The organism is Microbacterium sp. NFH-22A-Y (genome assembly GCF_021401375.1).
Taxonomy (GTDB): Bacteria; Actinomycetota; Actinomycetes; order Actinomycetales; family Microbacteriaceae; genus Microbacterium; species Microbacterium hominis.
Map to the genome: position 1 here is coordinate 201,123 of NZ_JACBGF010000002.1, position 13,727 is coordinate 214,849.

Here is a 13,727-nt window from a genome sequence, read left to right on the forward strand (position 1 = left end):
ATTGCTCGTGCTCCTGGCTGCGTTCGCGGTCGTTCCGCTGTCGCTGCCATGGCTGTTCGGTCGCATCGGCCCACGGGCGTTCCTCGTCGCGGCGGTCCTGCCGGTCGTGGCCTTCGTCCACGCGCTGCTCATGACCCCCGAAGTCATCGCCGGTCGGGTGCCGACGGAATCGGTGTCGTGGATCCCGCAGCTCGGGATCGATCTGTCGATGCGGATGGACACGCTGGGCTGGCTCATGACGCTCATCGTCACCGGCGTCGGGGCCCTCGTGCTGATCTACTGCCGCTGGTACTTCGACGGCAAGAAGCAGGGCGTCGGCCTGTTCGCCGCCGTCCTCCTCGGGTTCGCGGGAGCGATGTACGGCCTCGTCCTGACCGACGACATCATCGTGCTCGTGATGCTCTGGGAGATCACCAGCATCCTGTCCTACCTCCTCATCGGCTTCTACCACGCGCGTGGCGCGAGCCGCCGTGCCGCGCTGCAGGCGCTGCTCGTGACGACCCTCGGCGGCCTCGTCATGTTCGTCGGCGCGGTCATGATGGCGGTGATCTACGGCACCAACAGCCTGGCCGCCATCGTCGGCGGCACCGCGACGCTCAGGCCCGGCAGCGAAGGTCTGCTGAACGTGGCGATCGTGCTGCTGCTGGTCGGCGCACTCAGCAAGTCGGCCATCTTCCCCTTCCACTTCTGGCTTCCGGGCGCCATGGCGGCGCCGACGCCGGTGAGCGCCTACCTGCACGCGGCCGCGATGGTGAAGGCGGGCATCTACCTCATCGCCCGCCTCGCTCCGGCCTTCGCGCACAGCGAGTTCTGGCGTCCGATCGTGATCAGCCTGGGCCTGTTCACGATGCTGCTCGGCGGCCTCCAGGCGTTGCGCGAGTCGGACCTCAAGCGCATCCTCGCGTTCGGCACCGTCAGCCAGCTGGGCATGCTCACCGTCGTCCTCGGCTACGGGGAGCGCAACTCGGCGCTCGCCGGTCTCGCGCTGCTGATCGGCCACGCGCTGTTCAAGTCGTCGCTGTTCCTGGTCGTGGGCGTGATCGACCGGCAGCTCTCCACGCGTGACATCGGCGAGTTGTCCGGAGTCGGCCGCCAGGCCCCGACGCTGGCCGTCTTCTCGATCATCGCGATCGCCTCGATGGTGGGACTGGCACCCACGGTCGGATTCGTGGCGAAGGAGGCCGTGCTCACCTCGCTGCTCGAAGGCGGGTCGCGCCCGGAAGCCCTCATCCCGCTCATCGGGATCGTGCTCGGCTCGGTGCTGACGACGGCGTACGGCCTGCGGTTCGTGTGGGGCGCGTTCTGGACGAAGAAGGATGCCGCCGGCACGCCGCTGCCGGTCACGGTGTGGCCCGACCCGCCGATGGGATTCCTCGCCGCGCCGGTGCTGCTGTCGGCACTCACCGTCGTCGCGGGCTTCGCCGCGCCGCTGCTCGACGCCGCGTTCTCGGGCTACGCCGACACCCTTCCGGCCGCCGGCGGGGAGAACGGGTACCCGTACCACCTCGCGCTCTGGCACGGATGGGAGCCCGCGCTCTTCCTCTCGCTCGGCAGCATCGCCCTCGGCGCCGTGCTGTTCTGGCTGGCCCAGCGCACCGGACTCGTCCCGCGCCGCATCCTGCCCTTCACCGCGGCCGACGTCTACAACGCGTCCCTGCGCGTCATCGCGCGCCTGGCGGTGTGGACCACCACGTTCACCCAGCGCGGCTCGCTGCCGGTGTACGTGGGCACGATCTTCGTCGTGTTCGTCGCCGCCGAGGGCACCGCCCTGCTGGCAAGCCCGTCGTGGCAGATCTCGCTGGATGCGTGGCAGACCCCCATGCAGCTGGTCGTCGCGCCGATCATGATCATCGCCGGGATCTTCGCCGTCCGGGCACGCAAGCGCTACACCGGCGTCGTGCTCGTCTCGGCCACCGGCCTCGGCATGATCGCACTGTTCGCCTCCAGCGGCGCACCCGACCTCGCCCTGACGCAGATCCTGGTCGAGACGGTCACCCTCGTGGCCTTCGCGCTGGTGCTGCGCCGCATCCCCGCCCGACTCGGCGAGCACAACGCGTCGGTGCTGCCGCTGGCGCGCGCGATCCTCGCGGTCGCCGTGGGGGCGACGATGGCCATGGTCGCGATGGTGGCCACCGGCGCCCGGGTGGCGACGCCCATCTCGGAGCGCTTCCCCGAGCTCGCCTACGAACTCGGCCACGGCAAGAACGTCGTCAACGTGGCGCTCGTCGACCTGCGCGGCTGGGACACCATGGGCGAGCTGTCCGTGCTCATCGTGGCGGCGACCGGCGTGGCATCCCTCGTGTTCGTCACGCACCGCTCGGATCTCATCTCGCGGTCGATCTCGGCGCTGCCCACGGGCGCGACGCGCACCCGGCGACCCCTCATCGAGACCGACGAGGGCCCCCGACCGCGCGCGAGCGCTCCCGGCAGCACGCGACAGACCTGGCTGGTCGGCGGGCAGAAGGTTCGGCCGGAGAACCGGTCGATCATGCTCGAGGTCATCGTCCGGATCCTCTTCCACACGATCATCGTCGTCTCGATCTATCTGCTCTTCGCCGGGCACAACCTCCCCGGCGGCGGATTCGCGGGCGGCCTCGTCGCGGGCATGGCGCTGGTCATGCGCTACGTCGCCGGTGGCCGGTACGAGCTGGGCGCGGCCGCGCCGACCGACGCGGGACGGCTCCTCGGCGCCGGCATGACGCTGGCCGTCGCGTGCGCCGTCGTGCCGCTGCTGTTCGGCCTGCCGCCGCTGACCAGCTGGTTCTGGGAGACGGAGATCCCCGTCATCGGCCACATCGAGTTCGTCACCTCCACCCTCTTCGACATCGGTGTCTACCTGGTCGTCATCGGCCTCGTGCTCGACGTGCTGCGTTCGCTCGGCGGCGAGGTCGACCGCCAGACGCAGGAGCTGCGCGAGCGGGGGGTGACGGTCTCATGACGGTGTCCGCGGTGCTCGTCATCATCATGGCGGTGCTCTTCGCGTGCGGCGTGTACGCGATGCTCGAGCGCAGCCTCACCCGCGTGCTGATCGGGTTCCTGCTGCTCGGCAACGCGACCAACCTCTTCCTGCTCATCGTGATGGGTCGCCCCGGCGTCGCCTCCTTCTTCGGGTCGGGCGATGTCGAGGAGATGAGCGATCCGCTGCCGCAGGCGCTCACCCTGACGGCCATCGTCATCACCTTCGCCGTGTCGGCCTTCCTGCTGGCGCTCATCTACCGGTCGTGGCAGCTCGGCCAGGCCGACACCGTCGTCGACGACGAAGAGGACATCGCCGTGCGTGATCGCGGCACCGTCGAGGAAGACCAGATGGATGACGAGACCTCGATCGAGGACGAGGACGACGACGCGACGACCGACTTCATCGGCACCGACACGGCGCCGATCACCGTCCTGCACCATCGCGATCTCGACGGCATCCGCGACGACGCCCCCGTGGACCGCCCGCGCGGCGACGCGCGAGGTCGCCGCGACGAGGGAGGTGAGCCGCGGTGAACGCCCTCGTCCCGCTCCTGGTCGCCCTCCCCCTGCTCGGGGCCGGCATCGCGCTCGTCTTCGGTCGTCAGCGCCGCGTGCAGGTCGGCGTGTCCGTCGTCACCCTCACGCTCGTGCTGGCGATCGCCGCCGTGCTCCTGTACACCGTCGACTCGTCGGGGCAGGCGATCGCCGTGTCGGTGGGCGGCTGGCCGATCCCGTTCGGCATCGTGCTGTACGTCGACCGTCTCGCCGCGTTGCTCGTCGTCATCTCGAGCATCGTGCTGCTCGCGGTCCTCCTCTTCTCGGTCGGGCAGGGCGCCGCCGACGGCGACGACGACACCCCCGTCACGATCTTCCACCCCTCCTACCTGATCCTGTCGGCGGGCATCTTCAACGCGTTCATCGCGGGCGACCTGTTCAACCTCTACGTCGGTTTCGAGATCCTGCTCGTGGCCTCGTACGTGCTCATCACCCTCGGATCCACCGAGTCCCGCATCCGCGCCGGCGTCGTGTACATCGTGGTGTCGCTGGTGTCGTCGATCCTCTTCCTCGCCGCGATCGCCGCGATCTACGGCGCGCTGGGCACCGTCAACATCGCGCAGCTCGCCGAGCGCATGACCGAGCTGCCCGACTCGACGCAGCTCGTGCTGCACCTGATGCTGCTGCTCGCCTTCAGCATCAAGGCCGCGGTCTTCCCGCTGTCGTTCTGGCTTCCGGACTCGTACCCGACCGCTCCGGCTCCCGTCACCGCGGTGTTCGCGGGCCTGCTGACCAAGGTCGGCGTCTACGCGATGATCCGCACCGAGACGCAGATCTTCCGCGACAACGATGTCAACACCCTGCTGCTGATCGTCGCGCTCGCCACGATGATCGTGGGCGTGCTCGGCGCGTTGGCGCAGGCCGAGCTCAAGCGCATCCTGTCGTTCACCCTCGTCAGCCACGTCGGCTATCTGGTCTTCGGACTGGCCATCGCCACCCCGCTGGCCCTCGGCGCGACCATCTATTACATGGTCCACCACATCATCGTGCAGACCACCCTGTTCCTCGCGGTGGGACTGATCGAGCGGCGGGCCGGATCGACCTCGATCCTCAAGGTCAAGGGGCTGATGCGCGCCGCGCCGGTGATCGCCGTGCTCTACTTCATCCCGGCCATCAACCTGGGCGGTCTGCCGCCGTTCTCCGGATTCATCGGCAAGCTCGCGCTCTTCGACGCCGCCGCCGAGGTGGGAACGCCCCTGATGTACGTGCTGATCATCGGCGGCATCGTCACCTCGCTGCTCACGCTCTACACACTCATGCGCGCCTGGAACCTCGCCTTCTGGCGCGAGGACGACGACCACACCGAGGAGACCGGCGTCGTCGACCGCATCTCCTACCTCGGCGATGCCCCGGCCGCCGACGACGAGGGCGCGCGACGCGTCATTCCGCGCATCATGACGGCGACGACCGCGGGAATGGTCGCCGTCACGGTCGCCCTCACGATCTTCGCGGGACCGCTGTACGCGCTGTGCGCGAGCATCGGCGACGCCCTCCTGACGCCGGTCACGCTCGTGCAGCTCGATGAAGGAGGCGGATCGTGAGCCCGTCCACCTCGGTCGCGTCCGCCGTGTGGCGCCAGCTCCCCTTCTTCGTCTGGCTCGTCGCCCTCTGGATGCTGCTGTGGGGACAGTTCACGGTGCTCGCCGCCGTCACGGGGCTGATCGTCGCGATCGTGGTCACCCGCGTCTTCCGCCTTCCCCCCGTGGAGCTCTCCGGCCGCGTCAACATCTGGTACGGCGCCGTGTTCGTCGTGATGTTCTTCCTGGCGCTGATCCGCGGCTCGCTGCTGGTCGCCTGGCAGACGCTGAACCCACGGCGCTACCCGGGCACGGCGGTCATCGCCGTGCCGCTGCGCACCGATGACGACCTGATCATGGCGCACGTCGGCGTCACCGCCTCGCTGATCCCGGGGTCGCTCATCGTCGACGTCGATCGTGACCGTCGCATCCTCTACCTGCACGTCATCGGCGTCTCGTCGGACCGTGACGTGGAGAACCAGCGCCGTGCGGTGCAGGGCTGGGAGTCGCGTATCGTCCGCGCCGTGGGATCGCGCGCCCAGCTCGCCGCCATCCGCACCGCGGGTGCCCAGAGCCCGCGCGAAGGGGGGGCGGGCCGATGAACGTCCTGATCGTCGCCGTCTACGTCGTCTTCGCGATCGCCGGGCTCCTGACGCTGTGGCGGATCATCGTCGGGCCGTCGATCCTCGACCGCGCCGTGGCATCCGACGTGCTGCTGACCCTGGTGATGTGCGCGCTCGGCGCCGACATGGTCATCAACCATCACACCCGCTCGCTGCCGGCGCTGCTCATCATCGCCGCGGTGGGCGTGTTCGGCTCGATCGCGGTGGCCCGTTTCGTCGCGCGGAGGGACAACACCGACCGATGAACGAGATCCTCGACACCGCCGCCCTCGTGCTCGTGCTGATCGGCGGGCTGCTCTGCATCACCGCCGCGATCGGGCTCCTGCGCTTCCATGACGTGCCCACTCGGCTGCACGCCGCCACCAAGCCCCAGGTGCTGGGTCTCATCCTCATCTGCCTCGCGATCGCGTTGTCGCTGCGGTCGTGGCCCGTCATCGCCTTCCTCGTGCCCATCGTGATGATGCAGCTGGCGACCGCGCCGTTGTCGGCGCACATGGTCGGCCGTCAGGCCTACCGCAACGGCACGATCGACGAGCGCTCGCTGTACGTCGACGAGCTCGACGCCGCCCGCCGGACGCCCCCCGGCGCCGGCGGCTGAGCACCCGCCGACGGCGCGTACCCTCCTCCACAACCCGGGGGCTCGGAGATCTCCGAGCCGCACCTGTGGACGGACGACGCGGCGGCCTCCCGACGCGTCACACTCGAAGGGTCGGGAGCCGGGCGCGGAACTGGGGGGTGACCGGCCCGGCCCCGACATCCTCCCCGCCCGCGCGCCGGCGCGGTCAGGGGGCGAGGGACGGTGTCCGCGCGATGCCGAACTCGTGGCGCAGCACGCTGCGGGCCGCGAACCATCCCGACTGGCCGTGGACGCCCGGGCCCGGCACGGTGGAGGCTCCGCAGAGGTACACGCCGGGCAGCGGCGTCCGCCACGGGTCCGCGCTCAGGACGGGGCGGGCCAGCAGTTGCGGGAGCGTCGCGGCGCCGGCGGCGATGTCGCCGCCCACGTAGTTGGGGTTGTCGAGAGCGAGCTCGGCGGCGGTCGTGCCGCGCGAGGCGAGGATGACGTCGCGGAACCCGGGGGCCACCTCTTCGATCGCGCGAGTGACGGCCTCCGTCTGATCCACCGTCGAACCCGTCGGGACGTGGGTGTACGCCCAGAGCGCGTGCTGCCCGGCCGGGGCGCGGGTGGAGTCGAACACCGACGGCTGCGCCACGAGCACGTACGGGGATGCCGCGTGCCGCCCCGCCAGCACCTCCCGCTCGCCCGCGGCGATGCGCTCGCGCGTGCCGCCGATGTGCACGGTGCCGGCGCGCGCGATGCGCTCGTCGGCCCAGGGGACGGGCCCCGACAGCGCGAACTGCACCTTCGCCGACCCGCTGCCGTACCGGAAGCGCTCCAGGCGGCTCCGGTAGCCGGCCGGCATCCGGTGCCCGGCGAGTCGGATCAGCGCGCGCGGGGTCACGTCGAGCACGACCGCCGCGGCGGTGAGCTCGTCGAGCGAGGTCACCTCGTGATCGGTGACGATCTCACCGCCGTGCGCGCGGAGATCGTCCGCGAGGGCATCGGAGATCGCCTGGGAGCCGCCGACCGGAAGGGGCCATCCGGCGGCATGCGCATGCGCCTGCAGGGCGAGACCCGCGGCCGCCGCGACCGGACTGGGCTGCGGGGCGATCGCGTGCGCCGCGACGCCCGTCATCATCGCCGGTGCCACCCGCTCCGCGAAGCCCGCATTCCAGAGGGGGCTGCCCTGCTGCAGCGCCCGCATCCCGAACCGCGCGGCGACGACGGGATGCGGCGGCACGCGCAGCAGCGGTGATCCCGTGAACCGCGCGACTTCGCGTGCGCGGGCGGCGAGCGGGCCGAGGAGCCGTCGATACGCGGCGCCGTCGCGTCCGAGCTCCGCCACCGTCCGGTCGAGGTCGCGGTAGGCGATCCCGGACCCCCCGTCCGCCGCGCCGAGCGGGTGGGCGAACGAGATCTCCGGGGTGACGAACGGGATGCGCCGGGCGAGGCCGAACGCGCGGAAGAAGGGGGATGCCACCGCCAGCGGATGCACCGCCGAGCACGTGTCGTGCCGGAAACCGGGGGCGACGGTCTCCGCCGTGCGGGCACCGCCGCCCCACTGCGGCATCCGCTCGAACACCCGCACCGAGAGTCCGGCGCGCGCGAGCGTGACCGCCGCGGCGAGGCCGTTGGGTCCCGAGCCGACCACCTCGACGTCGGTCACGCCGCTCCCGCCGCCGCGTCGTGCGCATCCGTCGCCTCGGCGGCGTCGGCCACGGCATCCGCATCGGGGGTGCCGCCGGCCGGGTCGGGCACGGCCGGTCGCGCGGAGGTCTGCGCGGCGTCGCGTTCGCGACGACGGCCCTCCGACAGGTAGCGCAGCCTCCGGATCGTCTCCTCGTTGCGCAGGTGCAGCAACGGCGCCCACAGGAACCGGGGCAGGCGTCCCGCGCCGCCGACCGGCTCCTCCGCCAGACGCACGACGCAGCCCTCCCCGCGGGGCCGCACCTCGATGACCACGACGGCGCGTCCGAACGGGCCCGCCTTGGCCCGCAGGCGCAGGCGCCGCGGGGGCGACCACTCGACGATCTGCGTGTCGTCGTCGACCAGCACGGGCCACGCGCCCAGGGAGTGGTGGATGTGGGCGCCCTCCGCGGGCCACTCGGGGTCGACGGCGCGCATGCGCGAGGCGCCCACCACCCAGGCCGGATACACCCAGCCGTCGCCCAGCACGGCGAACACGTCGTCGGGGGTGCAGTCGAACAGTCGGACACTGGCGGTCGCCATGGGGTCTCCTCCGGGTCCCTTCCGATCGTAGGCGGGAACGCCGCGGGGCGAGGGGCCTTGACAGGCCGTCTCGCCGCGTCGCCCGGCCGGGGCTGCGGGTGGGGGTCCGGTGTTCCGTATTCAGTCTCCCGGCCGGTGCCGCCGGGCGCGACGCCCGGAATTCCGGGGTTCCGGGAGGGATGCGCCCCCATCCAGACTGAAGACGGCAGCGGACGCCCGGCGCCCGACCGGCGCGGGCGGGGCTAGCCGATGAGGCTCGGCTGCAGGTCGCGCAGCGTCCGGCGGTGCGTCATCCGGGTGACGCCCACCGCCGACAGTGCAAGCGCCCCGCCGAGCCACAGCAGCAGCACGCCGATGTCGGTGCTCACCCGGGCGAGGTCGCCGCCGTACATCAGCTGGCGCATGGCGTCGACGACGTAGCCCATCGGCAGGATGTGGTGCAGCGCGGCGAGCGGCGCCGGAAGCGTCTGCCACGGGAACGTGCCGCCCGCGGTCACCAGCTGGAGCACCATCATCACCAGACCCACGAACTGGCCGACCGACCCGAGCCACACGTTCAGCGCGAGGATGATGGCCGCGTACGTGAACGACGCCAGCATCAGGATGCCGAGGGTGCCGAGCGGGTTGGCGAAACGGAAGCCGAGGGTGAACGACAGCACCGCGAACAGGGCGACCATCCCGACGCTGCCCAGCAGCGCCGGCGTCAGCCAGCCGGCGATCGTCACGCGGATCGGGGAGCGCAGCGCCGTCACGGCGCGGCGCGAGATCGGCTTCACGATGAGGAAGAGCGCGTAGATGCCGATCCATCCGGCCAGCGCCGCGAAGAACGGCGCGAGGCCCGCGCCGTAGTCGCCGGCCGAGGTCTGCGCGCTCGAGTCGACGGCCACCGGGTCGGAGATCACCTTGGCCTGGGCGTCGCGGGTCGCGGCATCCGTGTCGGGAATGGCCTGCACGCCCGAGGCGAGCCCGTCGCGCAGCTGCGCCGCACCCGAGGCCACCTGACCGGCGCCCGACGAGAGCGTCGCCGCTCCCGTCGCCGCCTGGTTCGCCCCGTCGGTGAGCGCCCCGGCGCCCGACGCCACCTGGGCGGCTCCGGACGAGACCTGGGCGGCACCGGAAGCCACCTGTGCCGCGCCGGCGGCGAGGCGGTCGACCTGCGCGACCGCCGACTGGAGGCGCGCGTTGCCGGTGCGCGCGGCATCCCCGACGGGATCGAGCGAGGCGAGGACGCGGTCGATGGTCGCCTGGTCGACGCCCTGCTGGGCCAAGAGCGCGGCGATGTCGGCGCGCGCCTGCGGCAGGCTGTCCACGACGTCCTGCCCCGCGGCGGCGGCCCGGTCGGCGTACCCGTCGAGGGTCGCCGTCCCGTCGGCGACCTGGGCGGCGCCTTCGGCCACCTGGGCCGCTCCGTCGGCGACCTGGGTGGCGCCGCCCGTGAGCGTCGCGGCACCGGTCGCCAGGGTCGCGGTGCCCTGCGCCAGCGTCGTGCTGCCGTCCGCGACCTGCTGGGCGCCGTCGGTGAGGGTCGTCGCGCCGTCGGTGGCCTGGACGAGCTGCGCGCGGATGTCGCTGAGCCCCGTGAGCAGACGCGAGGCGGCCTCCTGCCCGACGAGCTCCGCGACCGACCGGCGGATCTTCTCCACGGCCTGCGTTCCGATGGTCGAGGCGAGGTAGTTGTTGGCGTCGTTGGTCTGCAAGCCGATCGTCGCCTGCCGCGGGGCCGATCCGCCGGAGGAGACCAGCGCGGCGGAGAAGTCGGAGGGGATCGTCACGATGAAGTCGACCGTGCCATCGTGGAGGGCGGTCGCGGCATCCGCCTCGCTCAGCGCGCGCCAGTCGAACGCGTGACCGTCGATGAGCTGCTGCGAGACCTGACTGCCGTACTGGGCCGCGTCGGCGCCGCTGCCCGACCCCTCGTCGAGGTCGACGAGCGCGACCGGAACCTCGGAGAAGTGGCCGTACGGGTCCTGGTTGGCCCACAGGTAGAGGCCGCCGTAGAGGACGGGCACGAGCATGAGGGCGACGAGCGCGAGCACCGACATCCGCGTCGCCGTCAGGCGCCGCAGCTCGGCAGCGATCATGGCGGGGATCTTCATCGGTGGCCTCCGGCGAGGGGGGTGGTGGGGCGCAGGCGCACGCGACTGGGCTTGAGGACGCGGGCGCTCGACGGATGCTGAGGGGCGGATGCCGAGGCATCGGACAGGACGGCGGCTGCCGCTTCGCCCGCGATGACCAGCACCGCGAAGCCGCGGTCGGCGAACTCCTCGGCGAGCTCCCACCACTGGGCGGGGTCGCCGCCGTGGCGGTCGGGGGAGACGAGGACCAGGCCGTCCACGCCGGGACGCGCCGAGGCCAGCTCGAGCAGGATGCGCAGACGGTGCGCGGGGGAGAGATCGGCGATCGGCAGACGCGAGGACGAGCGCAGATCGTGCTCGTCGAGCCACCGCCGTGCCGAGAGCGGGTCGGAGGCGAGACCGGCGAACATCAGCTCCTCCGCGACGACACCGGCCACCGCGATGTTCGGCGCCGGCTCGCTGACATCGGGGGCGTCGATCAGGGCGACCCGGCGACGCAGCGCGTTGTGGGCACGGCGGTCGTCCGCATCGTCGAGGGAGACGGTGCCGGCATCCGGTCGCATGCGGCCCGAGGCGATGAGCCCGAGCACGGTGGGACGCTGTTCGGTCTCGGCGACCGCGAGGGTGGCGCGGCCGCTGCGGTAGGTGAGGCTCGTCGCGCCGAGGGCCTCGCCGCGCCGCCCCTTCTGGACCTCGTCGAGGTGCACGCGCATCAGTTCGCCTCCAGCACGTCGGGGTGGGCGTTGAGCAGCGCCTCGGACTCGCGCCACGACAGCCCCGCGATGCTCAGCACGGCGCGGACGGCCAGCGAGGCGGCGATGGGCGACGATGCGTCGATGCGGCTGACGGCGGCGCGCGCCGTCTCCTCGATGAGGCGGGCCAGGGTCGGTGCGGCCATGTCGGCCCGGAGGCTCTCGTCGTCCTGCCCGGCGCGGACGACGGCGACGAGAGCGCGTCGCAGCGGCGCGAGGGCGGTGGCCGTCTGCTCGAGGTGCGTCTCGTCGAGCGCGAGGGCGGCGGCGACCTGCACGTGGGAGGCCTCGGCCCACAGGGCCGCGGTCAGACGGGCGAGGGCGAGCGGCGGATGCGGTTCGTCGAGGGAGGACGCGATGGCGTTGAAGCGCTGGGCGCCGGCGGAGATGAGCTCGGTGAGCAGCGCCTGACGGTCGTCGAAGTGCCCGTACAGGGCGCGCCGGGACAAACCCGCGGCGCGGGCGATCTGGTCGATCGAGGCGGAGGGGTCGACCGCGAGGGTGGTCGCTGCGGCGCGCAGGATGCCGGCGCGATTGGCGGCGGCATCCTTGCGGGGCCGACGGAGGGGTGCGGTGGTCGTCACCGGGTCAGTGTATTAACTTGCACACGGTTGTGCAAGTTTCGGGGAGCGAGGCGTCTCGACTCGCTCCGCTCGCTCAACGACCGGGTGGTGCGCGGTGGGGCGTTTCGACTCGCTGTGCTCGCTCAACGGCCGGGGGGTGCGGGGCGGGGCGTTTCGACTCGCTCCGCTCGCTCAACGACCGGGGGTGGTGCGCGGTGGGGCGTTTCGACTCGCTGTGCTCGCTCAACGACCGGGGGTGGTGCGCGGTGGGGCGTTTCGACTCGCTGTGCTCGCTCAACGGCCGGGTGGTGCGGGTGGGGCATGCCGGTCGTTGAGCGAGGCGCGCAGCGCCGAGTCGAAACGCCGTGAGCGCGCGGTCAGTCGGCGCCGAAGTCGAAGGACGCCGACTCCGAGGCCTCGTCCAGGGCTTCGGCCAGCTGCTCGCGCGCGGCGTCGAACGGTGCGGCGTGGCCGGTGATCCCCGCGGACTCGCCGGAGGACAGCTCGCCGACGAGCTCGGCGGTGGCGCCGCCGATGAGGCCCAGCCCGGCGTACTGCTCGAGGCGTGCACGCGAGTCGGCGATGTCGAGGTTGCGCATGGTGAGCTGACCGATGCGGTCGGTGGGGCCGAAGGCGGCGTCGCCGACGCGCTCCATCGAGAGCTTCTCGGGGGCGTAGGAGAGGTTCGGCGAGACCGTGTCGAGGATGGTGTAGTCCTCGCCGCGGCGCAGGCGCAGCGTGACCGTGCCGCTGATCGCCGAGCCCACCCAGCGCTGGATCGACTCGCGCAGCATGAACGACTGCGGCTCGAGCCAGCGCCCCTCGTACATGAGGCGGCCGAGGCGGCGGCCCTGCTCGTGGTAGGTCGCCAGCGTGTCCTCGTTGAGGATGCCGTTGATCAGCCGCTCGTAGGCGATGAACAGCAGCGCCATGCCCGGCGCCTCGTAGACGCCGCGGGACTTCGCCTCGATGATGCGGTTCTCGATCTGGTCGCTCATGCCCAGACCGTGGCGACCGCCGATGGCGTTCGCCTCCCGGACGAGGGCCACGGCATCCGTGAACTCGACGCCGTTGATGGCGACGGGGCGGCCCGCCTCGAACGTGATCGCCACGTCTTCGGTCGCGATCTCCACGGACGGGTCCCAGAAGCGCACGCCCATGATCGGGTCGACGACCTCGAGCGAGACGTCGAGGTGCTCGAGGGTCTTCGCCTCGTGCGTCGCGCCCCAGATGTTGGCGTCGGTGGAGTAGGCCTTCTCGACCGAGTCGCGGTACGGGAAGTCATGGGCGACGAGCCACTCGCTCATCTCCTTGCGCCCGCCGAGCTCCGTGACGAAATCGGCGTCCAGCCAGGGCTTGTAGATGCGCAGCGCGGGGTTGGCGAGCAGTCCGTAGCGGTAGAAGCGCTCGATGTCGTTGCCCTTGTAGGTCGAGCCGTCGCCCCAGATGTCGACGCCGTCCTCCTTCATGGCGCGCACGAGGAGCGTGCCGGTGACGGCGCGGCCGATCGGCGTCGTGTTGAAGTAGGTACGTCCGCCCGAGCGGATGTGGAAGGCGCCGCAGGCGAGGGCCACCAGACCCTCCTCGACCATGAGCGGCTTGCAGTCGATGAGTCGCGACTGCTCGGCGCCGTACTGCAGCGCGCGACCGGGGATCGAGGCGATGTCGTCCTCGTCGTACTGGCCGAGATCGCCGGTGTACGTATAGGGGACGGCACCCTTGTCGCGCATCCACGCGACGGCGACGGAGGTATCGAGACCCCCCGAGAAGGCGATGCCGACGCGCTCGCCGACGGGCAGGGACTGAAGGACCTTCGACATGGAACCTCAGTCTACTGAGCGCCGCCGATGCCGCTGCGACGGGGCGGGCTGGAGCGGGCCGTCCCCGTCGCGG

Annotated in this window: 12 protein-coding genes; 6 read left to right on the forward strand and 6 right to left on the reverse strand. The window is 71.7% G+C overall.

The window, feature by feature from the left end; genetic code table 11:
• Position 1 precedes the first annotated feature (1 nt).
• The 6 genes from L0965_RS06985 to mnhG are packed head-to-tail and all read left to right on the forward strand — an operon-like array spanning position 2 to position 6,251.
• Positions 2–2,938, forward strand: coding sequence for a Na+/H+ antiporter subunit A (locus tag L0965_RS06985; RefSeq protein ID WP_101307076.1), 2,937 nt, complete (start codon positions 2–4; stop codon positions 2,936–2,938).
• Positions 2,935–3,492 (forward strand): Na(+)/H(+) antiporter subunit C, encoded by a 558-nt coding sequence (locus L0965_RS06990; RefSeq protein WP_061782378.1) that lies wholly within the window; start codon positions 2,935–2,937, stop codon positions 3,490–3,492. The genes L0965_RS06985 and L0965_RS06990 overlap by 4 nt, the downstream gene beginning before the upstream one ends.
• On the forward strand, positions 3,489–5,054 hold the full coding sequence (locus tag L0965_RS06995) for a Na+/H+ antiporter subunit D (protein WP_060959632.1): 1,566 nt from the start codon (positions 3,489–3,491) through the stop codon (positions 5,052–5,054). Before L0965_RS06990 ends, L0965_RS06995 begins: the two co-directional genes overlap by 4 nt.
• Entirely contained in the window at positions 5,051–5,632 is a 582-nt protein-coding gene (locus L0965_RS07000) for a Na+/H+ antiporter subunit E (protein WP_060959633.1), read from the forward strand. Before L0965_RS06995 ends, L0965_RS07000 begins: the two co-directional genes overlap by 4 nt.
• The gene (locus L0965_RS07005) at positions 5,629–5,898 is read left to right on the forward strand and encodes a monovalent cation/H+ antiporter complex subunit F (protein WP_060959634.1); all 270 of its coding nucleotides are present in this window, start codon (positions 5,629–5,631) and stop codon (positions 5,896–5,898) included. The genes L0965_RS07000 and L0965_RS07005 overlap by 4 nt, the downstream gene beginning before the upstream one ends.
• Entirely contained in the window at positions 5,895–6,251 is a 357-nt protein-coding gene (gene mnhG / locus L0965_RS07010; protein WP_060959635.1) for a monovalent cation/H(+) antiporter subunit G, read from the forward strand. Before L0965_RS07005 ends, mnhG begins: the two co-directional genes overlap by 4 nt.
• Positions 6,252–6,435: 184 nt before the next feature.
• Here the strand turns inward: mnhG and L0965_RS07015 are convergent, their stop codons facing one another.
• The 6 genes from L0965_RS07015 to argG form a co-directional block, all read right to left on the reverse strand.
• Complete coding sequence (locus tag L0965_RS07015; RefSeq protein WP_101307075.1) at positions 6,436–7,881, reverse strand: NAD(P)/FAD-dependent oxidoreductase; 1,446 nt, start codon at positions 7,879–7,881, stop codon at positions 6,436–6,438.
• On the reverse strand, positions 7,878–8,444 hold the full coding sequence (locus L0965_RS07020) for an SRPBCC family protein (RefSeq protein WP_101307074.1): 567 nt from the start codon (positions 8,442–8,444) through the stop codon (positions 7,878–7,880). The genes L0965_RS07015 and L0965_RS07020 overlap by 4 nt, the downstream gene beginning before the upstream one ends.
• Before the next feature lie 242 nt (positions 8,445–8,686).
• Complete coding sequence (locus L0965_RS07025) at positions 8,687–10,540, reverse strand: YhgE/Pip family protein (protein ID WP_101307073.1); 1,854 nt, start codon at positions 10,538–10,540, stop codon at positions 8,687–8,689.
• Positions 10,537–11,232, reverse strand: coding sequence for a hypothetical protein (locus L0965_RS07030; protein ID WP_234057965.1), 696 nt, complete (start codon positions 11,230–11,232; stop codon positions 10,537–10,539). Before L0965_RS07030 ends, L0965_RS07025 begins: the two co-directional genes overlap by 4 nt.
• Positions 11,232–11,855 carry a TetR/AcrR family transcriptional regulator gene (locus L0965_RS07035; protein WP_101307071.1) on the reverse strand — a complete coding sequence of 208 codons (624 nt, stop codon included), beginning with the start codon at positions 11,853–11,855 and terminating at the stop codon, positions 11,232–11,234. The genes L0965_RS07030 and L0965_RS07035 overlap by 1 nt, the downstream gene beginning before the upstream one ends.
• A gap of 356 nt (positions 11,856–12,211) precedes the next feature.
• Complete coding sequence (argG, locus tag L0965_RS07040) at positions 12,212–13,654, reverse strand: argininosuccinate synthase (protein WP_061782382.1); 1,443 nt, start codon at positions 13,652–13,654, stop codon at positions 12,212–12,214.
• Positions 13,655–13,727: the final 73 nt, after the last annotated feature.

Excerpts from the sequence above, each read along its gene's own strand:
- L0965_RS06990 (WP_061782378.1), top strand. The coding sequence starts at position 2,935 with ATGACGGTGTCCGCGGTGCTCGTCATCATCATGGCGGTGCTCTTCGCG.
- L0965_RS07020 (WP_101307074.1), bottom strand. The coding sequence starts at position 8,444 with ATGGCGACCGCCAGTGTCCGACTGTTCGACTGCACCCCCGACGACGTG.
- L0965_RS07005 (WP_060959634.1), top strand. The coding sequence starts at position 5,629 with ATGAACGTCCTGATCGTCGCCGTCTACGTCGTCTTCGCGATCGCCGGG.
- argG (WP_061782382.1), bottom strand. The coding sequence starts at position 13,654 with ATGTCGAAGGTCCTTCAGTCCCTGCCCGTCGGCGAGCGCGTCGGCATC.
- L0965_RS07030 (WP_234057965.1), bottom strand. The coding sequence starts at position 11,232 with ATGCGCGTGCACCTCGACGAGGTCCAGAAGGGGCGGCGCGGCGAGGCC.
- mnhG (WP_060959635.1), top strand. The coding sequence starts at position 5,895 with ATGAACGAGATCCTCGACACCGCCGCCCTCGTGCTCGTGCTGATCGGC.
- L0965_RS07025 (WP_101307073.1), bottom strand. The coding sequence starts at position 10,540 with ATGAAGATCCCCGCCATGATCGCTGCCGAGCTGCGGCGCCTGACGGCG.